The organism is Pseudoblastomonas aquimaris (assembly GCF_035481675.1).
Lineage (GTDB): Bacteria > Pseudomonadota > Alphaproteobacteria > Sphingomonadales > Sphingomonadaceae > Alteriqipengyuania_B.
Window position 1 is genome coordinate 332,944 of record NZ_JAYJJW010000001.1, and the last position, 19,175, is coordinate 352,118.

Annotated in this window: 20 protein-coding genes; 13 read left to right on the top strand and 7 right to left on the bottom strand. The window is 67.3% G+C overall.

Going from position 1 to position 19,175, the window contains the following annotated elements; all coding sequences use genetic code 11:
* The first annotated feature begins 12 nt into the window (after positions 1 to 12).
* Entirely contained in the window at positions 13 to 2,088 is a 2,076-nt protein-coding gene (gene ligA / locus VCJ71_RS01660) for an NAD-dependent DNA ligase LigA (RefSeq protein WP_324638588.1), read from the top strand.
* A gap of 54 nt (positions 2,089 to 2,142) precedes the next feature.
* Positions 2,143 to 3,243 carry a serine hydrolase gene (locus VCJ71_RS01665; RefSeq protein ID WP_324638589.1) on the top strand — a complete coding sequence of 367 codons (1,101 nt, stop codon included), beginning with the start codon at positions 2,143 to 2,145 and terminating at the stop codon, positions 3,241 to 3,243.
* Here VCJ71_RS01665 and VCJ71_RS01670 read toward each other — a convergent pair.
* Entirely contained in the window at positions 3,240 to 3,911 is a 672-nt protein-coding gene (locus VCJ71_RS01670) for an SDR family oxidoreductase (RefSeq protein WP_324638590.1), read from the bottom strand. The genes VCJ71_RS01665 and VCJ71_RS01670 overlap by 4 nt on opposite strands.
* A 188-nt stretch (positions 3,912 to 4,099) precedes the next feature.
* Between VCJ71_RS01670 and VCJ71_RS01675 the strand changes: the two genes are divergently transcribed.
* The 3 genes from VCJ71_RS01675 to VCJ71_RS01685 all read left to right on the top strand — a co-directional run bounded on the left by VCJ71_RS01675 (position 4,100) and on the right by VCJ71_RS01685 (position 7,264).
* Positions 4,100 to 5,614, top strand: coding sequence for an FAD-binding protein (locus tag VCJ71_RS01675; RefSeq protein WP_324638591.1), 1,515 nt, complete (start codon positions 4,100 to 4,102; stop codon positions 5,612 to 5,614).
* A gap of 94 nt (positions 5,615 to 5,708) precedes the next feature.
* Positions 5,709 to 6,062, top strand: a complete 354-nt coding sequence (locus VCJ71_RS01680; RefSeq protein WP_324638592.1) for a YciI family protein — start codon at positions 5,709 to 5,711, stop codon at positions 6,060 to 6,062.
* Positions 6,050 to 7,264, top strand: coding sequence for an RNA polymerase sigma factor (locus VCJ71_RS01685; protein ID WP_324638593.1), 1,215 nt, complete (start codon positions 6,050 to 6,052; stop codon positions 7,262 to 7,264). The genes VCJ71_RS01680 and VCJ71_RS01685 overlap by 13 nt, the downstream gene beginning before the upstream one ends.
* Here the strand turns inward: VCJ71_RS01685 and VCJ71_RS01690 are convergent.
* From VCJ71_RS01690 to VCJ71_RS01705, 4 genes are read right to left on the bottom strand one after another with little or no spacing between them, the layout of a single operon-like run.
* On the bottom strand, positions 7,261 to 7,962 hold the full coding sequence (locus VCJ71_RS01690; protein ID WP_324638594.1) for a DUF2459 domain-containing protein: 702 nt from the start codon (positions 7,960 to 7,962) through the stop codon (positions 7,261 to 7,263). The genes VCJ71_RS01685 and VCJ71_RS01690 overlap by 4 nt on opposite strands.
* Positions 7,959 to 8,867, bottom strand: a complete 909-nt coding sequence (locus VCJ71_RS01695; RefSeq protein ID WP_324638595.1) for a 50S ribosomal protein L11 methyltransferase — start codon at positions 8,865 to 8,867, stop codon at positions 7,959 to 7,961. The genes VCJ71_RS01690 and VCJ71_RS01695 overlap by 4 nt, the downstream gene beginning before the upstream one ends.
* On the bottom strand, positions 8,864 to 9,760 hold the full coding sequence (gene bla / locus VCJ71_RS01700) for a subclass B3 metallo-beta-lactamase (RefSeq protein ID WP_324638596.1): 897 nt from the start codon (positions 9,758 to 9,760) through the stop codon (positions 8,864 to 8,866). The genes VCJ71_RS01695 and bla overlap by 4 nt, the downstream gene beginning before the upstream one ends.
* Positions 9,750 to 10,460: an SDR family NAD(P)-dependent oxidoreductase gene (locus VCJ71_RS01705; RefSeq protein WP_324638597.1), complete on the bottom strand. Its 711-nt coding sequence runs from the start codon at positions 10,458 to 10,460 to the stop codon at positions 9,750 to 9,752. The genes bla and VCJ71_RS01705 overlap by 11 nt, the downstream gene beginning before the upstream one ends.
* Positions 10,461 to 10,601: 141 nt before the next feature.
* Here VCJ71_RS01705 and sdhC point away from each other — a divergent pair, with 141 nt between their 5' ends.
* The 4 genes from sdhC to VCJ71_RS01725 are packed head-to-tail and all read left to right on the top strand — an operon-like array spanning position 10,602 to position 13,509.
* Positions 10,602 to 10,982: a succinate dehydrogenase, cytochrome b556 subunit gene (gene sdhC, locus VCJ71_RS01710; protein WP_290134942.1), complete on the top strand. Its 381-nt coding sequence runs from the start codon at positions 10,602 to 10,604 to the stop codon at positions 10,980 to 10,982.
* A gap of 13 nt (positions 10,983 to 10,995) precedes the next feature.
* The gene (gene sdhD / locus VCJ71_RS01715) at positions 10,996 to 11,379 is read left to right on the top strand and encodes a succinate dehydrogenase, hydrophobic membrane anchor protein (protein ID WP_324638598.1); all 384 of its coding nucleotides are present in this window, start codon (positions 10,996 to 10,998) and stop codon (positions 11,377 to 11,379) included.
* A gap of 1 nt (position 11,380) precedes the next feature.
* Positions 11,381 to 13,207: a succinate dehydrogenase flavoprotein subunit gene (gene sdhA / locus VCJ71_RS01720; RefSeq protein ID WP_324638599.1), complete on the top strand. Its 1,827-nt coding sequence runs from the start codon at positions 11,381 to 11,383 to the stop codon at positions 13,205 to 13,207.
* 2 nt (positions 13,208 to 13,209) lie between these two features.
* Positions 13,210 to 13,509 (top strand): hypothetical protein, encoded by a 300-nt coding sequence (locus VCJ71_RS01725; RefSeq protein WP_324638600.1) that lies wholly within the window; start codon positions 13,210 to 13,212, stop codon positions 13,507 to 13,509.
* A 27-nt stretch (positions 13,510 to 13,536) separates the two neighbouring features.
* On the opposite strand, the gene VCJ71_RS01730 is transcribed toward VCJ71_RS01725, so the two are convergent.
* Entirely contained in the window at positions 13,537 to 14,097 is a 561-nt protein-coding gene (locus tag VCJ71_RS01730; protein WP_324638601.1) for an ATP-dependent Clp protease proteolytic subunit, read from the bottom strand.
* Positions 14,098 to 14,171: 74 nt separating this feature from the next.
* On the opposite strand from VCJ71_RS01730, the gene VCJ71_RS01735 reads away from it, so the two are divergent.
* The 3 genes from VCJ71_RS01735 (at position 14,172) to VCJ71_RS01745 (ending at position 17,382) form a co-directional block, all read left to right on the top strand.
* Positions 14,172 to 15,272, top strand: coding sequence for a glycosyltransferase family 2 protein (locus VCJ71_RS01735; protein ID WP_324638602.1), 1,101 nt, complete (start codon positions 14,172 to 14,174; stop codon positions 15,270 to 15,272).
* A 143-nt stretch (positions 15,273 to 15,415) separates the two neighbouring features.
* Entirely contained in the window at positions 15,416 to 15,808 is a 393-nt protein-coding gene (locus VCJ71_RS01740) for a BlaI/MecI/CopY family transcriptional regulator (RefSeq protein ID WP_324638604.1), read from the top strand.
* A complete protein-coding gene (locus VCJ71_RS01745; protein ID WP_324638605.1) occupies positions 15,805 to 17,382 on the top strand; it encodes a M56 family metallopeptidase in 1,578 nt (525 codons plus the stop codon). The genes VCJ71_RS01740 and VCJ71_RS01745 overlap by 4 nt, the downstream gene beginning before the upstream one ends.
* A 96-nt stretch (positions 17,383 to 17,478) precedes the next feature.
* Here the strand turns inward: VCJ71_RS01745 and ypfJ are convergent, their stop codons facing one another.
* Positions 17,479 to 18,318, bottom strand: coding sequence for a KPN_02809 family neutral zinc metallopeptidase (gene ypfJ, locus VCJ71_RS01750; protein ID WP_324638606.1), 840 nt, complete (start codon positions 18,316 to 18,318; stop codon positions 17,479 to 17,481).
* Between the two features lie 78 nt (positions 18,319 to 18,396).
* Here ypfJ and VCJ71_RS01755 point away from each other — a divergent pair, with 78 nt between their 5' ends.
* Entirely contained in the window at positions 18,397 to 19,155 is a 759-nt protein-coding gene (locus VCJ71_RS01755; protein ID WP_324638607.1) for a 3-hydroxybutyrate dehydrogenase, read from the top strand.
* Positions 19,156 to 19,175: the final 20 nt, after the last annotated feature.

Consider the following 19,175-nt stretch of genomic DNA (forward strand, 5'->3'; position numbering starts at 1 on the left):
GATTCGCCGCCGATGCCAGACAACCATGCCCCGACGACGAATGAAGCCGACGCCGCCAACGAGTTGATGCGCCTCGCAAAGCAGATTGCGCGGCATGATCGGCTGTATCATGCCGAGGACGCGCCGGAAATTACCGACCAGGAATACGATGCGCTGGTGCGGCGCAATGCGGAGCTGGAGGCGGCCTATCCGCATCTGATCCGCGCGGATTCGCCGAGCCGCAAGGTTGGGCACGCCGTCGCCGCCTCGCCACTGGGCAAGGTGACGCACGAGGTTCGCATGATGAGCCTCGACAATGCCTTTGCCGACGAAGAGGTCGCGGAGTTCGTTGCGCGGGTGCGGCGGTTCCTCTCGCTGGCCGGGGATGCCCCGCTCGCCTTCACGGCGGAAGACAAGATCGACGGCCTGTCCTGCTCGCTGCGTTACGAAGAGGGGCGGCTGGTGCGCGCCGCCACGCGCGGCGACGGGCAGGTGGGCGAGGACGTGACGCCCAATGTCGCGCATATCGCCGATATCCCGCAGGAACTCGCCGGCTCGGTCCCGGCCGTGTTCGAAATCCGCGGGGAGGTCTACATGGCCAAGGCCGATTTCCTCGCGCTCAACGCGGCGCAGGCGGAGGCGGGGGAGAAGCTGTTCGCCAATCCCCGCAACGCCGCCGCAGGATCGCTGCGGCAGAAGGATGCGGGCGTCACGGCGAAGCGGCCCTTGCGGTTCTGGGCGCATGGCTGGGGCGCGGTCGAGGGCGAATTGCCGGGCGATACGCAGTCCGCCGTGGTGGAGGCGATTGCGGCGATGGGCGTGCCGGTCTCGCCCCTGTTCACCACCTGCGAGACGCTGGAGCAGATGCTCGCCCATTACGAGAAGATCGGCGCGCAACGCACTGACTTGCCATATGAAATCGACGGCGTCGTCTACAAGGTGGACCGGCTGGATTACCAGCAGCGGCTTGGTTTCGTCGCCAAGGCCCCGCGCTGGGCGATTGCGCGCAAGTTCCCGGCGGAGCAGGCGGAAACGACGCTGGAAAGCATCGACATCCAGGTCGGCCGCACGGGCAAGCTGACGCCCGTCGGCAGGCTCGCCCCGGTGCTGGTGGGCGGTGTGACGGTGACCAATGTCACGCTCCACAATCGCGATGAAATTCAGCGGCTTGGCGTTCGCCCCGGAGACCGCGTGGTAATCCAGCGCGCGGGCGACGTAATCCCGCAGGTCGTGCGGAACCTGACGCCGGACGCGAAGCGCGAGCCCTTCGCGTTCCCCGACCATTGCCCCGAATGCGGCAGCGAGGCGGTGAGCGAGGAAGGCGAGGTCGACGTGCGTTGCACAGGCGGTCTCATCTGTCCGGCGCAACGCACGGAAAGGCTGAAACATTTCGTCAGCCGCGGCGCGCTCGATATCGACGGGCTGGGCGAGAAGACCATCGACCAGTTCTTCGCGCTAGGCTGGCTGGAAAGCCCCGCGGACATCTTCCGCCTGAAGGACCGGCGGGAGGAAATCCTCGCGCTCGAAGGATGGCAGGACAAGTCTGTGGACAAGCTGTTGGCCAGTATCGAGGCGCGGCGCGAGCCCGAAGCGGCGCGGCTGCTCTTCGGCCTCGGCATCCGCCATGTCGGCGCGGTGACGGCGCGCGACCTGATGAAGCATTTTCACGCGCTTCCGGCCTTGCGCGACGCAGCGCAGCAAGCCCGCGCAGGCGACGAGGAAGCCGCTGCCTCGCTCACCGCCATCGACGGGATCGGGTCGGCGGTCGTGGAAGCGATCGGCGATTTCTTCCACGAGGATCACAATGTCGCCGTGTGGGAAGACCTGCTGTCCGAAGTCAGTCCGCCGCGCTACGAGGTCGAGACGCGCGACAGCCCGGTCGCGGGCAAGACCGTGGTCTTCACCGGCAAGCTTGAGACGATGAGCCGCGACGAGGCGAAGGCGCAGGCGGAGCGGCTGGGCGCCAAGGCCAGCGGATCGGTCAGCGCGAAGACCGACCTGCTCGTCGCCGGGCCGGGCGCGGGGAGCAAGCTCAAGAAGGCCGCGGAGCTCGGCATCGAGACCATCGACGAGGCCGGCTGGGCCGCCATCGTCGCGGCTGCGGGCTAGGCAATTGCCTGAAAAGATTTCGGAAACCCGCCTTCGCCCGCGCGTTCGCCTAGTGTGACAATTCCCGCCCGTTTCATCGTCCTGCTGTTCGCCGTGCTGGCTATTGCGGTCATCGTGGTGTCGCTTCCCGACCGCTCCGGCTTTCCGGTGACGGAGAAGCGCGAAAGGCGGGAGGAGCCGGCGCCGCCTGCCGAGCCCACGCCCGCCGAGCTTGCCCTGCAGGCGGAAGTCATCCGGCTTGGCAGCGAGTTTCCCGGCGAAACGGGGCTTGCGGTGCAGGAGGTCGCGACCGGCAAGACCTTCGCGCACGACGGGAAGGGCATCTATCCGCAGCAGAGCGTGAGCAAGCTGTGGGTCGCGATCGCCGCGCTGCACGAGGTCGACGAGGGGCGGCTGGAGCTTGCCGAAATGGTCACCCTGCGCCGCGACGACCTCACCGTCTTCCACCAGCCGATCCGCAATATCGTAAACGCCCGCGGTGCCTTTGCGACCGACTATGCCGACCTAATCGAACGGGCGCTGACGCAGAGCGACAACACGGCAAACGACCGCATCCTGCGCCGCGTCGGCGGGCCGGAGGCGGTGCAGGCCTTTATCGACAAGGCGGAGCTGGCAGGCATCCGCTTCGGCACCGACGAGCGCACAAAGCAGAGCGCCATTGCGGGGCTGAAGTGGCGACAATCCTATTCGTACCGCGACTGGTTCTTCAAGGCGCGCGATGCCTTGCCGGACGACCTGCGGCGGCAGGCCTTCGAGGCCTACCTGGCCGAGCCGATCGACGGCGCGACCCCGCTCGGCCTTGCCGATGCGCTCGCCCGGCTTGCCCGCGGCGACTTGCTGTCCGAACCGTCGACCCGCCTGCTGCTGGCCACGCTGGAGCGCACCAAGAGCGGCCCCAACCGGCTGAAGGCCGGCGCGCCCGCCGGGTGGAGCGTCGCCCACAAGACCGGCACGGGGCAGGTCTTCGACGGCGAGCACACCGGCTATAACGACGTCGCCATCCTCACCGCGCCGGACGGGCGGCAGTATGCCGTGGTGGCGATGATCCGACGGACCCGATCGTCCTATGCCGTGCGGATGGAGATGATGCAGGCCTTGAGCCGCGCCGTGGGCCAGTACCACGACGCGGCCTATGGGGCCGCCGCCGAACCCTAGTCGTTCGGCATGAGGTGGATTTCGCGCACGCAGCTGGTGTCCGGCTGCTGGAGTGCGAAAACCACGGCGTCGGCGACATCTTCCGGCTGCAGCTTTTCGGGCTTTGCCTCGTCGAAGAATTCGGTGTTGACCATGCCCGGTGAAATGACCGTGCAGCGCCCCTGCCATTCGCGCATTTCCTCCGCCAGGTTGCCGGCGAAACCGTGGATGAACCACTTGGTTGCGCCGTAGATAGAGCCCTTCATGTGGTCGCGCCCGGCTTTCGATCCGGTGACGATGAAGTGCCCCTTCGTCTTGCGCAGTTCGGGCAGCGCGGCGTGCGCGGTGTAGAGGACGGCAAGGATGTTGAGGTGGATCATGTCATGCCATTCCTCCGGCACGCCCTTTTCCACCCCGGGATGTTCGACCCCGCTGCCGGCATTGGCGAACACGCCGTCCAGCCCGCCGAATTTCGCCACCGTGTCCGCGACCGCGCTGCGGACCTGGTCGCGGTCCGTCACGTCGCATTCGATGGCCAGCGCGCCTTCGCCTATCTCGCCGGCCAGCGCGTCGAGCTTGTCCTTGGAACGGGCGAGGAGGGCGACGTTCCACCCGGCCTTGGCGGCGGCTTTGGCCGTGGCGGCGCCGATGCCGGACGAGGCGCCGGTGATAAGCAATGTCTTGGTCATGGTGGTTCTCCGATAAGGTGGATGCACGCAGGCAATGGGCGGAGACAGCGTTGCGTTCCGGAGAAAGCGCGATGGTTAATTCTGCGCTGTTTCCAACGTAATTTTTCCCGGAAATGTCGGAATTTTCCAATCGACCCCGGCGGCAGCTGCGTATTTCCGGTGATGGGCGCAAAGGGTTGGGGGAAGACATGGCACTGGGCGCTATCCGTGAGGCGATAAGGCGGCGCAAGGACGCGAAGAAGCGCGGCATCCCCGGGCCGCGGGAGCTGTGGACACACATGCGGGTGTTCCGCTGCGAGGTGGATGCCTGTCTCGCCGCCGACGAGGCGGAGCTTGCGCAACTGGTCCGCAGCGGGAAATTCGCCTGCGTCGGCAAGTCGCACTCCTACAACGCGGTCCAGCTTTGCCCCGGAAATTCTGCGGTGATGATGGAGGAAAGCGGTCTCGACACGTTGAAGTGGCGGGGGAGCTTCGACGGCGGCGGCATCGCAACCGTCGGTGCATCTGTCACGATCCTGGAACTGAAGCAGTTCCTGCTCACCGAAAAGCAGCGCCTGATGAACAGCGGCAACTACATGGGGCAGACCGTCATCGGCGCGCTGGTGACCGGCACGCATGGCTATGGCGAAACACCGGTGATGGCCGATGCCCTGCAATCGCTGACCTTCCTCAATGACGAGGGCGAGCGCGTGACACTGGTAAGGGGAAGCCGAGATTTCAATCTGGCCGCGGTGTCGTTCGGGACGATTGCACCCATCGTCGAAGTCGAGATCCGTACCGTGCCGCTGCGCAGCTATCTTTCCACCGCCCACATCACCCGCATGTCGGAAAAAGAGGGGCTGAAGTCCGGCAGCGTCGCGGCCAGCTGGGCGGCCATGCCTTACAGCGATCCCGAAGACCCGGTAATCATGCTGCACACGCTCCACGAACTGGGCGCAAAATCGCAGGGAAGCGACCACAAACCGAGCTGGTTTTCCCTGGCCGGTTTCGTGAACTGGGCGCTCAACCATTACTGGGCGATCGACCGGCTCTATCCGGTCTGCAGGCGCTGGCTGCACAAGTTTGCCGATAATCTGGACCTGCGGAAAAAGCAGACCGTGACGACGCGGCTCGATGACCTGGACTATCTTTACGATCCCCAGCCCGGCGCGATGAGCGAGCGGGGGCCAGAATTCCTGCGGGGAATGTTCTCCACCACCAACACGGCCCACAACCTCGCCTTCTTCGTGCCGCTCGAACGCGCGGAAGCCGTGGTGAAATTCATCATGCTGGAAGCGGGGAAGTACAGCGATCTCGGCTTCTATCTCAAAAGCCTGATCGGCGTGCGCGAACTGCGCGGACGGTCTGACCTGGTCTTCGCCGCCACGCACCACGGCCCCGTCGCGGCGATCGACCTGTTCAGCGATCCGCGCGACTATGCCTGGCTGGAGCGGATCCAGCGCGAGGTCATGGCCTACGAACCCGCCGCCCGGCCGCATTTCGGCAAGAGCGCGCTGGGCGAACATTTCCGCCCCGTTCTGGGCGAGGCGAACCTGGACGACCTGTTCCAGCTCCACCGCAAGCATTTCCCCAGCCGCCGCCTGAAGTTCAGCGAACCGGTCCGCCGCCTGCTGCAGGTCGGCCGGCCCACCGCCGGCAACAGCGCGGCGGATGCCATGCTGGCGCTGTTCGGGGGCAAGGCGGACCAGAAGCGCGCCGCCTGAAATTTTCTCGCGCTGCGTGTCGAATAGGCCGCCCGGTGCGTGTCTTCCCGCTGCAACCCTGCCATGGTGGCGGGGCGATAGCGGGAGATACCCCATGCAATACATGATGCTGATCGTGGAAGACGAAAGCGCCTTTGCCGGTGAAGACGGTGCCGCGCTGATGGAGCGGACGCTCGCCGGCCACATGGCGCTGATGGAAGAGCTGGAAGCCAAGGGCGTCGAATGGTCCGGCAACCGCCTGCAAGGCGCGGATACGGCGACCACGCTCAAGTACGACGGCGGCGGGGAGCCGGTGCTGCATGACGGGCCTTTCGCGGAAATGCGCGAGGAGCTGGGCGGCTATTACATCGTCGAGGCAGCGAACCTTGACGAAGCGGTCGATTGGGCGCGCAAGATCCCCATCCTCGGCAACGGGTCGGTCGAAGTCCGCCCGGTATGGCAGGACTGAGCGAGACGCGCGGCCCGGCCATCGCGGCGGCGCGTCCGCGCGTCGTCGCGGCGCTGGCGGCACAGTTCCGCGATCTCGACCTTGCCGAAGAAGCCTTTTCCGCAGCGTGCGAGAAGGCACTGGCTCACGATGGCGAGATCGCGGACCTTGCCGGCTGGCTTTACGTGACCGGGAAGCGTGTCGCGCTCAACCGGATGCGCAGCCGCGCTGCGGAAGCGCGCGCGATTGCCGGCAAGGCCACGCTGGAACCGATGGCGGACATCCTCCACCTCCCCGACCCGATTCCGGACGAGCGGCTGCGCCTGCTGTTCGTGTGCTGCCATCCCGCGCTGGCGCTGGAGGCACGCGTCGGGCTGGCGCTGAAAGTCGTGTGCGGGGTCGAGGTCGCCGCCATCGCGAGCGGCTTCCTCGTGGCCGAGCCGGCCATGTACCAGCGCATCACGCGGGCGAAGGCCAAGATCCGGCAGGCGAACATCCCGTTCGAATCACCGCCGCGGCGGCTGTGGCCGGAGCGTGTGCAGGCCATCCTCGCCACGCTGGAGCTGGCCTTTACGCTGGCTTACGGCGACGCGGCAGGTGCGGGGCCGCACGCAGGATTCGGCGAGGAAGTGGAGCGGCTGGCGGACATGCTGGCCGAATTGCTGCCGGACGATCCCGAAGTCCCGGGTTTCGCCGCGCTGGTGAAGTTGGCGCGATCGCGGGAGGCGGCGCGGATCGACGCGGGCGGTGCGATGGTGCCGCTGTCGATGCAGGACCCCGCATCGTGGGATGCGGGCCGCATCGACGCTGCCCGCATTCTGCTCGACCGTGCGGCATCGGCGCGGCGACCGGGACCACACCAGGTCCTGGCGCTCGTCCATTTCACCCACGCCAAGCGCATTTTCGGCGGGGAAGTCGATTGGACCACTATCGCGCGGCTATACGAAACGCTCGCCACCATGCGCGGCGGCGCGCCGGTGGCTGTAGCCTCTGCGGTCGCGCGGAGTCTTGCCGGGACTCCCGGAGCGGGGCTGGACGCGCTGGACGGGATCGACCCGGGCACTGCGGCGACATACCTGCCATACCATGCGGCGAGGGCCGACATGCTGCGCCGCGCTGGCAGGGTGGAAGAGGCTGCGGTCTCCTATCGGGCAGCGCTTGCGCTCCAGCCTTCGCCGGCCGAGCGCAAGTTCCTTGAGGAACGCCTCGCCAGCCTCTGCTAGTCGGCCGTCGGTACCCACTTCATCACGCCGCCCGCAAGCGGCGTCCAGCGGCCCATCCGCACGCCCGCATGGGCCAGCGTGTCGCCGACCCACTGGTTGCAGGTGTTGGCGAGCGTGTAGCGACCGAGCGCGTCGTAATTCGCCGCGCCTTCCTCGAAGCTGCGATGGCTCACCCGCGCCTCGCTCGCGCCCAGCGGGGGCAGGGTCGCTTCGATCCGGGCAACCAGCCGCCGGTACTCCGCCGGGCGCAGGCGCAGGGTCCGGTGGCTGTTCGACGGTGCGGGGCGGATGTAGTGGCCCACGCGCATCAGCCCTTCGCCGCCGCCGAAGACGATGCGCAGCGCGGTCTTCGCCTTCATGTCGCCCCACGTCGGCGTGTTGAGGAACACCTCTTTCTCCCCCCAGCCGATTGCGACGTGGGTCGGCATGCGGCCATCGGGGCGGGGACGGGCGGCGCTCGGGAACGTGGTGCGCCAGTCCTTGTGCGCGGTGACGATGGGCATGACGATCCCGGTGTGGATGCCGTTTGTCTCGACCATGATGTCGACGCCCGGCTCGCTTGCCGCCGCTTCTGTCCACCCCGAATTGCGCGGAATGCTGCTGCCGATCCACGCGGCGAGGAGATAGAGCGCAAGAGCCGCGAAGGGCGCGAGGAGGAGCGCGGCGAGCGCCTTGCCCCGGCGCCCCAACGGCTTCACCGACGCGTGCCCTTGCGCAGCCACAGGATCGACCAGTCGCCGTTCACCAGCCGCTTCACGAGGTGGAAGCCTGCCAGCCGATAGGCTTCGCGCACCCGCGGTTCCTGTTCGCCCAGCAGGCCCGCCAGCAGCAGGCGCCCGCGCGGGCTGACGTGGTCGGCGAAATCGGCCGACAGCTCGACCAGCGGCCCGGCGAGGATGTTGGCGATAAGGAGGTCGTAGGGACCGCGCGCCGCCAGCACTGGCCCTTCCATCCCCGCCGCCGTCGTCATGGTCAGCTGGCCGCGCCGCGTGCCCGCTGCAACGCCGTTCGCGGCCATGTTGTCCGCCACCACGGCTTCGCACACCGGGTCGATATCGGAGGCGGTGGCGGTCGCCGCGGGCCACAGGCGCATGGCGGCAAAGGCGAGCAGGCCGGTGCCAGTGCCGATGTCCGCGTGGTTGCGCACCACCACGCCGGTGCGGCGCATCTCGGCCAGCATGGACAGGCAGCCCGCGGTCGTTTCGTGCTGGCCGGTGCCGAAGGCCTGGCTGGCCGGGATGACGAATTCGATCGTGCCGTCCTCGCCCAGCGGTTCGTGCTCCGGCGTGCGGACGCGGAATGGCCCGGCGCGGATCGGATCGACTCCCTGCTGGCTCAGCGTCACCCAGTCCTCGTCCGGCAATTTCTCGCTATCGAAAGCGGGCGCATCGCCGTCGAACAGGTCCGCGAGCATGGCGACATCGCCCTTGCGCGGCCTGTGCGGCAACCAGGCTTCGATCACCCAGTCGTCGGGCCGGTCGGGCGCGATTTCGCGGCCCGCGATGACGAAGTCCGCCGGCCAGTCCTCGATCTCGTCATGCGCCAGCAGCGCCGCCTGCACGACCGGCTTGTCCGCCTGCCCGAAGATGCGCCAGCTGGTCATTGCGCGGCCTCCTCGGCAAGCCTCGCGTCGAGGCGCTTCCCGATTCCATCGGCATAGCGCGAACACGCAGGTCGATCTTCCACCAGCCCGCCGCTTGCGATGCGCTTGTGCATGTCGCTGGCCGAGGGGTGGGGGGTGACGAGGATGCCGCACCCCACGGCTTTCATCCGCGCAAGGCCGCGGCGGAATTCCGCGACATATTCCGGGTGGGCGGAGAAGCGGTAATCGTCGGCGGAAATGGGCGAGAGGCTGTCGATGTAATTGATCGTCATCGCCGCCTTGCCGGCCAGGCTGGGGGCTTGCCATTGCCAGCTCATCGCGCCCGGCGTGTGGCCCGGCGTCTCCCAGCCTATGATCTTGAGCTCGCCGACCTGCACCGCCATGTTGTCCTCGGCAATCCCGGCGACGCGAACGGGCGCGAAGCGGTTGGCGATGCTGCGTTGCGGATCGTCGGCAGAGGCCGCGCCGGTTTCCATCGTAGCGCGCGCGCGTGCGGAGGACAGGACCACCGCCCCGCTCAATTCCTGCAAGCGTGCAAGGCCGCCGACGTGGTCGTCATGCTCGTGGCTGAACAGCAGCACTTTCACATCGCGAATGTCGAACCCGGCGGCGGCGACGTTGGCGGCGATCAGGTCCGCGCCTTTTGCCGTGCCGCCGTCGATCAGCACATGTCCGTCGGCGCCGGTAATCAGGATCGCGCTGATGCCGCAGGTGCCGACGTACCAGGTGTTGCCATAGATGCGGAACAGCGGGCCGGGCTTGTCCCACTCGTCCCATTCCTCGCATTGCGCGGCCCATCTGGCCTGCGCCGGATCGGGCGCATCGAAGCCGGGGAAACCTTGTGCGCCCAGCAGGGCCATGGACAGGGCGGCAAGGGCAAACCTAGCGGACATAGCTGGCTCCGTTGGCGTCGATCGTTGCGCCGGTCATGCTGGGCGGGGCGTCGAGCGCGCAGAAGGTCGCGATCCGGGCGATCTCCTCCGGCTCCGCCACCCGGCCGAGCGGGATGTCGGAAAGCAGGCCTGCGCCGCCGCGGCTGTCGAGGTAATCGCCCGCCATCGCCGTGTCGGTGAAGCCCGGCGTGATCGCGAAGCTGAGGATGTTTTCGGCGGCATAAGCCCGCGCGATCGTCTTGTGCATCGCCAGCATCCCGCCCTTGGCCGCGGCATAGTGCCAGTGGGCCGGGCTGTCCCCGCGATGGCCGGCGCGGCTGGCGATGTGGACCAGCCGGCCGCCGGTCCCCCGGTCCTGCCAGTGCAACACGGCGAGGCGGCTGAGCTGCGCGGCGGCGGTCAGGTTGATCTCGAGCGTCCGGTTCCAGCCGGCAAGCCAGTTCGGCCCGCCCAGATCCTCCGCATCGAACAGGCCGGCGTTGTTGAGCAAGATGTCGATGCCGCCGCCGGCTCGCTCCAGCGCCTCGGCCCACAGGGCGGCGGGCGCAGCAGGGTCGGCGAAGTCGGCAGCGATTGTGTGATCATCCACCGCGCCGGTCGCGTGACCGATCACGCGCGCGCCGCGGCTGCGCAGCTCGCTGGCAATGGCGGCTCCGATGCCGCGGCTCGATCCGGTGAGGAGGATGGTGGGCGTGTCCATGATCCGAAGCGATAGGCGAGCCGTGGATTGCCGCCAAGCACTTGCGTCCATCGCTTGCACAACCCAGTATCTTCGCTAGAGCAGCGCCGAAACACGCGCGCAGGTGGCCGCCCGCGCGGCAATTCAAGTACCGGAGCATCCATGGCGAACCGTCCGCTTTCACCGCACTTGCAGATCTGGAAATGGGGGCCGCACATGGCCGTCTCCATCCTCCACCGCATCACCGGCGACGGGATGGCCTTCGTCGGGCTCGGCGTGATGCTGTGGTGGCTCGGTTCGCTGGCCGGCGGGCAGGCGTCCTATGAAAGCTTCGTCACGCTGATGACCTCGCCCATTGGTTATATCGTGATGGTCGGCCTGAGCTGGGCGTTCTTCACCCACATGATGAGCGGCCTGCGCCACTTCGTGCTGGATATCGGCGCGGGGTACGAGCTTACCACGAACCGCTTCTGGTCGATCGCCTCGCCGGTCATCGGCATCATCCTCACCGCCGCCTTCTGGGCGCTGGTCCTGCTGAAGTAAGGGAGACCGCAGCATGGCAAACGGCACCCCCATCGGCCGCGTCCGCGGCCTCGGCCCGGCCCACGAAGGCCCGCACCACTGGCTCGTCCAGCGCTTTACCGCGATCGGCAACCTGTTCCTGATGCTGTGGTTCGGCGTCAGCCTGGCGCTGATGCCGTCCTACGACTACGCCTCGATCACGGACTGGCTGTCGGGCCCGCTCAACAGCACGCTGATGGCGCTGCTGGTCATCAGCATCTTCTGGCACGCGCGCCTTGGCCTGCAGGTGCTGGTGGAGGATTACGTCCACGACGCCGGCACCAAGTTCGGCGTGATCGCCGCGCTCAACCTCGCGACCTTCGCTTCGGTCGCCTTCGCCCTCATCTGTATCGCACGCATCGCTTTCGGAGCCGCCTGACATGGCCGACACTTCCGCCTACAAGATCATCGACCATACGTATGACGTGGTGGTCGTCGGCGCCGGGGGCAGCGGCCTGCGCGCCACCATGGGCAGCGCCGAAGCGGGCCTGCGCACGGCCAATATCTCCAAGGTCTTCCCGACCCGCAGCCATACCGTGGCAGCGCAGGGCGGCATCGCCGCATCGCTGGGCAACAACACGCCCGACCACTGGCAGTGGCACATGTACGACACCGTGAAGGGGTCGGACTGGTTGGGCGACCAGGACGCGATCGAATACCTCGCGCGGGAAGCGCCCGCCGCCGTGTACGAGCTGGAACATGCCGGCGTGCCCTTCAGCCGGAACGAGGACGGCACGATCTACCAGCGCCCCTTCGGCGGCCACATGCAGAACATGGGCGAAGGCCCGCCGGTGCAGCGCACCTGCGCCGCCGCCGACCGCACCGGCCACGCCATGCTCCACGCGCTCTACCAGCAGAGCCTGAAGTACGACGCGGACTTCTTCATCGAATATTTCGCGCTCGACCTGATCATGGAAGACGGGGCGGACGGCGTGCCCGTGTGCCGCGGCGTGATCGCCATGTGCCTCGACGATGGCACCATCCACCGCTTCCGCAGCCAGGCCGTGGTCCTGGCGACGGGCGGCTATGGCCGCTGCTATTACACCGCGACCAGCGCGCACACCTGCACCGGCGACGGTGGCGGCATGGTGCTGCGCGCCGGCCTGCCGCTGCAGGACATGGAGTTCGTGCAGTTCCACCCGACCGGCATCTACGGCGCGGGCGTGCTCATTACCGAAGGCGCACGCGGCGAGGGCGGCTATCTCACCAACTCCGAAGGCGAGCGGTTCATGGAACGCTACGCCCCTTCGGCCAAGGACCTCGCATCGCGCGACGTCGTGTCGCGTTCGATGGCGCTGGAAATGCGCGAAGGGCGCGGCGTGGGGCCGGATGGCGACCACATTTACCTGCACCTCGACCACATCGATCCCAAGGTGCTGGGCGAGCGCCTGCCGGGCATCACCGAAAGCGGCAAGATCTTCGCCGGCGTCGACCTGACGCGCCAGCCGCTGCCGGTCACGCCGACGGTTCACTACAACATGGGCGGCATCCCGACCAACTTCCACGGCGAGGTCGTGACCATCGACAAGTCCGGCAATCCGGACGCCGTGGTCCCGGGCCTGTTCGCCGCGGGCGAGGCGGGCTGCGTGTCGGTGCACGGGGCGAACCGCCTCGGCTCCAACTCGCTGATCGACCTGGTGGTGTTCGGCCGGGCCATCGGCCACCGCCTGCGGGACACGATCAAGCCCGGCGCGAAGCAGGACGAGTTGCCGCAGGCCGGCACCGACTTCGCGCTGGAGCGGCTCGACCATTTCCGCAACGCCGATGGCGGCACGCCGACTGCGGAGCTGCGCAGCGACATGCAGAAGACGATGCAGCGCCATGCCGCCGTGTTCCGCGACAGCAAGCTGATGTCCGAAGGCGTGGAGCAGCTGGCCGAAATCAACAAGCGGATGGCCGACATCAAGGTGTTCGACCGCTCGCTGATCTGGAACAGCGACCTCATCGAAACGCTCGAGCTCGACAACCTGATGGCACAGGCCGTGGTCACCATGGCGAGCGCGGAAAACCGCAAGGAAAGCCGCGGCGCCCACGCGCACGAAGACTTCCCCGAGCGTGACGATGCCAACTGGATGAAGCACACCGCAGCCTGGTTCGAAGGCTGGGGTGGCAGCGGCGGCAAGGTGAAAATCGACTACCGCCCGGTCCACGAGTACACGCTGACCGACGACATCGACTACATCGAACCGAAGAAGCGGGTGTACTAGATTTGGGAACTCTGACGATCGCCCGCCAGAAGAAGGGGTGGCGCGATCTTTTGAGGGCCTATTGTGTCGAGGTAAACGGCGAGGATGTCGGCAAGACCAGGCGCGGGGAGACCTTCCGTGTCAATTTACCTGCCGGCTCGCATTCCGTTTGCCTGAAGATCGATTGGTGTTCTTCCCAGACCATCGAAGTGGACGGTGACGCGGACACGCTGCTGCATTGCGCTCCGGGTGGTACGGCGCTGACGGCCCTTCCGGATATCATGGTCTTTACCGATCATTACATCACGCTGGTCCGTGACTGAGCGGCCCGGTGATGCATTGCAGAGGTACTAGATAACCCCTGCGATGATCCCGCGTTCGGCGGCGTCCTCGCAAGCGATGTACCAGTTGTCGGGCGCTTTCTTGCGCACTTCCTCGAAGTCCACTTCGCTGCCCTCGACGATGTCGCGGAAGCCCATTTCCTCGATGTCGATGGAATGCTCGATTTCGTTGAGCGCGGCTTTCAGCTGGTCGATGCAGCTCTTCAGCGGCCCGTTCAGCTGGATCGTCTTGGCGATCTGCCGTTCGTGCAACAGGATGCTCGATCCCCTGGTGAAATAGCGGTTTTCCACCGGGAAGCCGGCCATGAAGGTCGCTCCGGCGGAATAGACCGCAGCCTTGCCCAGGAAGTAGATGTCGCGCCCTGCCTCGCGCAGCAGGCGCACGTCGTCGGCCATGGCGCGGGCCACTTCGGGATTGCCGCCCAGCGTGGTGATCGCGATCACCAGCGGGCCGTCCGTCGGCGCGGCTGAAAGCTGGTTGCGGAATTCGGCGTACATTGCCTCGTCCACGCTGCCGATCAGGCGCAGTTGCGGCGCGGCGAGAAGGTCGTTCTTGTCTTGCTGGTCCATGACGCCAGAGCGAATGGCGCGCGCGCATGTTCCTGCGCTTTCGCCGCCGCGCCGCTTTCGCTAGGGCGGCAGGTATGGACAGGACGGGGCAGGAACTGGCGCTGGCGGTGGTGGTGCCCGTCCTCAACGAAGCGGCAAACGTCGCGCCCTTGCGCACGCGGCTGGCGGCGGCGCTGGCGGATATCCCGCACGAGGTCATTTTCGTCGACGATGGATCGGCCGACGGGACGCAGGGCGCGGTCGAGGCGCTGGCGCTGGGCGATCCGGCCACGCGGCTGATCCGGCGGCACGGGCGGCGCGGGCTGTCGTCCGCGGTGGTGGAGGGGATGTGCGCCACGGTCGCGCCTGTGGTCGCGGTGATTGACGGCGACTTGCAGCACGACGAGACGATCCTGCCCGCGCTCTACCGCGCGATTGCCATGGATGGCGCGGAACTGGCAGTCGGCACGCGCTACGCCGCGGGCGGGTCGACCGGCGCATGGGACCCGCGCCGCGCGGCAATAAGCCGCTATGCCACGAGGCTGGCCGCGCCGGTGATGAAGACTCGGCTGTCCGACCCGCTGAGCGGCTTTTTCGCCATCCGCCGCGACGTGCTGCTCGGACTGGTGCCGCGCCTGTCACTCGTCGGCTACAAGCTGCTGCTCGATATCGTCGCCAGCGCCGGGCGGCCGCTGGACCTCGCCGAAGTGCCGTACACATTTGCCGAGCGCAGCGCGGGCGAGAGCAAGCTCGATAGCGCGGTGGCGATGGATTATGTCGAGCTGCTGGTGGAAAAGACCGTCGGCCGCTGGATCCCGGCAAAGCTGGTGCTGTTCAGCGCGGTCGGATCGACCGGGGTGATCGTCCACATGGCGGTGCTCGCGCTGCTTGGCATGCTGGGCGCGGATTTCACCGCGGCGCAGGCGGGCGCGGTGGGCGCGGCGATGGTCTACAACTTCACGCTCAACAACCGGCTGACCTACCGCGACCGCCGCCTGACCGGCGCGGCATGGTGGACGGGCCTGGCAAGCTTCATCGTGCTGTGCAGCATCGGCGCCTTTGCCAATGTCGGGGTCGGCAGCTTCATTTATGACCTCAGCGGCGGGGGCTGGGTGCTGGGCGGCCTCGCCGGGATCGCGGTGGGCACGGTCTGGAACTTCGTCGCCACCAGCTGGCTGACCTGGCGGCGGCGGTAGCACCTGCGCAATTGACGCCGGTCGAATAGTTTCGGCGCTTCGTCCCTGGGCCACCGAGGGGAGGGGCGGGCGTTCATCCACGCGCAATGTTTACAGGCGTAGTCGTATTGACTACAGACGTAAACGTGTACTGGGGAGTGAGCGTGCCGAAGTCTGAATCCGATCAGCCCGAACGCATCAGCGAGGCGGAACATGCGGTGATGGAAGCGCTGTGGAGCGCCGACGCTCCGCTCACCGCCACCGAAGTATGCGAGAGAGTGTGCGCCACCCGCGACTGGAGCCTCGCCACGGTCAAGACGCTGCTTTCGCGCCTCGTTGCGAAGCGCGCCGCCGCCACGCGGCCCGACGGGCGACGCTTCCTCTACAGTCCGGCAATCGCCCGTGCGGCCTATGTCGGGGGAGAATCGAAACGGCTGGTCGATCGCCTGTTCGGAGGCCGCGCTGCGCCGCTGTTCGCCCAGCTGGCAGAGCAGGAGGCGCTGACCGACGACGACCTCGCCGAAATCGAGCGCCTGCTGAAGGAGCTGAAGTCGTGAGCTGGGCGGTCGATACGCTCGCCTGGACGGGCGTGCTTATCGCCCTCGTCCTCGTGCTGCGCCGCCCGGTCTGCCGCTGGTTCGGCCCGCGCATCGCCTATGCCCTGTGGATCCTGCCCTTCGCGCGGTTGTTCCTGCCGCCGGTCGAATTGCCGTCAAGCTGGGCGCCGCAGGAGGCCGCGGCAGAGATCGCCTATTACACCGTGACCTCCACCGCCGTGCCGGCGACCGAACCCGGCGTCGCCGCCCCCGGCCTTCCGTGGCTGGAGCTTCTGCTGGCCTTGTGGTTGGCCGGGGCGCTGGCCTTCATCGCGCTGCGCATCCGGTCCTACCGCCAGATGCGTGCGCTGGTGCTGGACGACGCGCTACCCGTGGGCGAGGTGGGCGACATCCGCCTCGTCGAAACAGGCGCGATCGGATCGCCGCTCGCCTTCGGCCTTTTCGACAAGGTCATCGCGCTGCCGACCGGTTTCCTGCTGATGGAGGACCGCGCCGCACGCGACCTCGCCATAGCGCACGAGCTGGCGCACCACCGCGCGCACGACATCCTCGCCAATTTCGCCGCGCAGCCCCTGTTCGCGCTGCACTGGTTCAATCCGCTGGCGTGGCTCGGCTGGCGGGCGCTGCGGCGCGACCAGGAGGCGGCCTGCGATGCGCGCGTGGCCGATGCCTGCGACCGCGATGCCCGCGCCAAGTACGCCGCCACCATCGCCGGCTTCGCGGCCGCGCCCGAAGCCGCTCTCGCAGCCGGGCAGCCGGCGGCGATGATGTGTCCGATCCTGGGAGAAAAATCGATAATCCACCGATTGAGGAGCCTGTCCATGCACGAAACAACCACCAGGCGCAGCCGCGCCGGCAAGTACCTGCTCGCCGGGGCCGCGCTCGCGCTGCCGCTGACCGCCAGCATTTCCTATGCCGCCGAGGAGATCGCCGCCGAACCGCATTTGTCGTCAGCCACGGCCCGCGCCGCGCCGGCCCAGGCGCAGGACGCTGACGGGCAGGAGCGCAGGGTCCGCGTTTTCGTCACCGCCGATGCCGATGCCGATGCCGATTCCGATGAGAGCGACGATGGCGAAGCTGGCGAGGGGGAGACGAAGCGCGAAGTCCGCGTCATCCGCCTGTCCGATGGTGAAGACATCCGGTTCGATTTCGATGCCGGTGTTTCGAACGAGGAAATCCGCGCTCGGATCGAAACCGCGCTGGGCGAAAGCGACGTCGAGCTGAAGCGCTGGACCGGCGGCCTTGAAGGCGCGCGGATCGTGGTCCGCGAGTTCGGCGGCGATGCGGAGGAACTGCGCGCTCTGATCCGCACCGAGGAAGGCTGCGATGCGGCTGCCGAGGAAATCGTCACCGAGCGGCAGGACGGCGAGACCACCGTGCTGCGCATCTGCAAGATCGCCGCGCTGAAAATCGCCGAAGAGGCCGCCTTCGAAGGCATGAAGGCCGCGCGCGAGGGCCTGCGCGAGGCGCTGGTCGAAATCCGCGCGCAAGAAGACCTGACCGCCGAACAGCGCGAGAGGGCGGAGCGGGAAATCCGCCGCACGCTCGAACGGCTGGAGCGCGCCCAGAGCTGACGGACTACCGGACCCCGGGCGGCTCCGTGTCCCGGCCGCCCGAAAAGAGGCGGCGGCGAAATCATATCGCCGCCGCCTTTTCCTTTGCCGGATGAATTAACGGATGTTGGTGATCTCGTCGCAGGCGCGGTCGTCGCCCTGCAAGCCCAGGCGCAGCGCCTCGCTGCGCTGGCGGCTGGTGCCGTGGGTGAAATTCTCGCTGCTGACGCGCCCGCCGGTCAGGCGATCGTCGCCGATGGCCGCGGCTGCGCGCAGGCCTTCTTCGAGGTCGCCCGGTTCGATCAGGTTGCGGTTCTTGGCCGCCCAGACACCGGCATAGCAATCCGCCTGCAATTCCATCCGCACTTGCAGCTGGTTGGCCGCGCGCGGGTTCTGGCCCTGTGCGCTGCGGATCGCATTGGCGATGCCGGTGATGTTCTGGATATGGTGCCCGTATTCGTGCGCCATGACGTAATAGCGCGCGAAATCGCCCGGCGCGCCCAGCTGGCGGTCGAGCACGTCGTAAAAGCCGGTGTCGATATAGATGCCGCCGTCGGCCGGGCAGTAGAAGGGACCGGCGGCAGACGATGCCGCGCCGCAGCCCGAGCGGACCTGACCCGAATAGAAATTCAGGAAGGGCTGCTGGAATTCATATCCCTGTTCCGCGAAAACGCGCGACCAAGTCTCGTTCAGGCTGCCGAGCGCAGCGCAGCTTTCGCGCGCGTACTGGTTGGCGCTGCACAGCTCTTCCTCGGTGGCGCTGGTGCTGGTTTCCGGGGCGCTGGATGTCCCGCCCACCGTGGACAGGGTCGTCATCGGGTCGATGCCGAACACGACCGCGCCGACCAGCGCGATCACGATCGCCCCGCAGCCCAGCTTGCCGCCGCCGCCCAGTCCGCCGCCGCCACCGCCGCCGCGGACATCGATATTGCCGGTGTTGAACGGATTGAGCCGCATGGTATTCCCCCTGGAAGCGGCGTGCGCCGAAATTGCGCCCGCGCATTGTGTTTCAGTCCCAACCACCCGGAGGCCGGTTTGTTTCTAAAAGGAAAGCGCGCATTGGTGACGGGGTCAACCTCCGGCATCGGCCTCGCGGTGGCGCGGGCGCTCCACGCCGAGGGGGCCGAGATCGTGCTCAACGGCTTCGGCGATGCGGAGGAGGTCGCCGCGCTGCAAGCCAAGCTCGGCGATGCGACATGGTCCGATGCCGACCTGACCGACGTATCCGCGATCGAGGCGATGATGGCGAAGGCCGGCGGGATCGACATCCTCGTCAACAATGCCGGGATGCAGCACGTATCGCCCGTGGCCGATTTCCCGCCGGCGAAGTGGGATGCGATTATCGCGCTCAACCTGTCGGCCGCCTTCCACACCGCGCGCCTCGCCATCCCGCACATGAAAGCGGCCGGGTGGGGCCGGATCATCAACACGGCGAGCGCCCATTCGCTCGTCGCCTCGCCATTCAAGAGCGCCTATGTCGCGGCAAAGCACGGGATCGCGGGCCTGACCAAGACGCTAGCGCTGGAGCTGGCGCAGGACGGGATTACCGTGAACGCGATATCGCCGGGCTATGTGTGGACGCCGTTGGTCGAAAACCAGATTCCCGATACGATGGCCGCGCGTAACCTGTCGCGCGACGAGGTTATCAACGATGTGCTGCTGGCAAAGCAGCCGACCAAGTCGTTCGTCCAGCCGGAAGACATCGGCGAACTCGCCGTCTTCCTGTGCCGCGATGCCGCGCGCAACGTGAACGGGGCGAACTGGAGCATCGATGGCGGCTGGACCGCCGAATGAACGGGACACGAAGGGGCCTT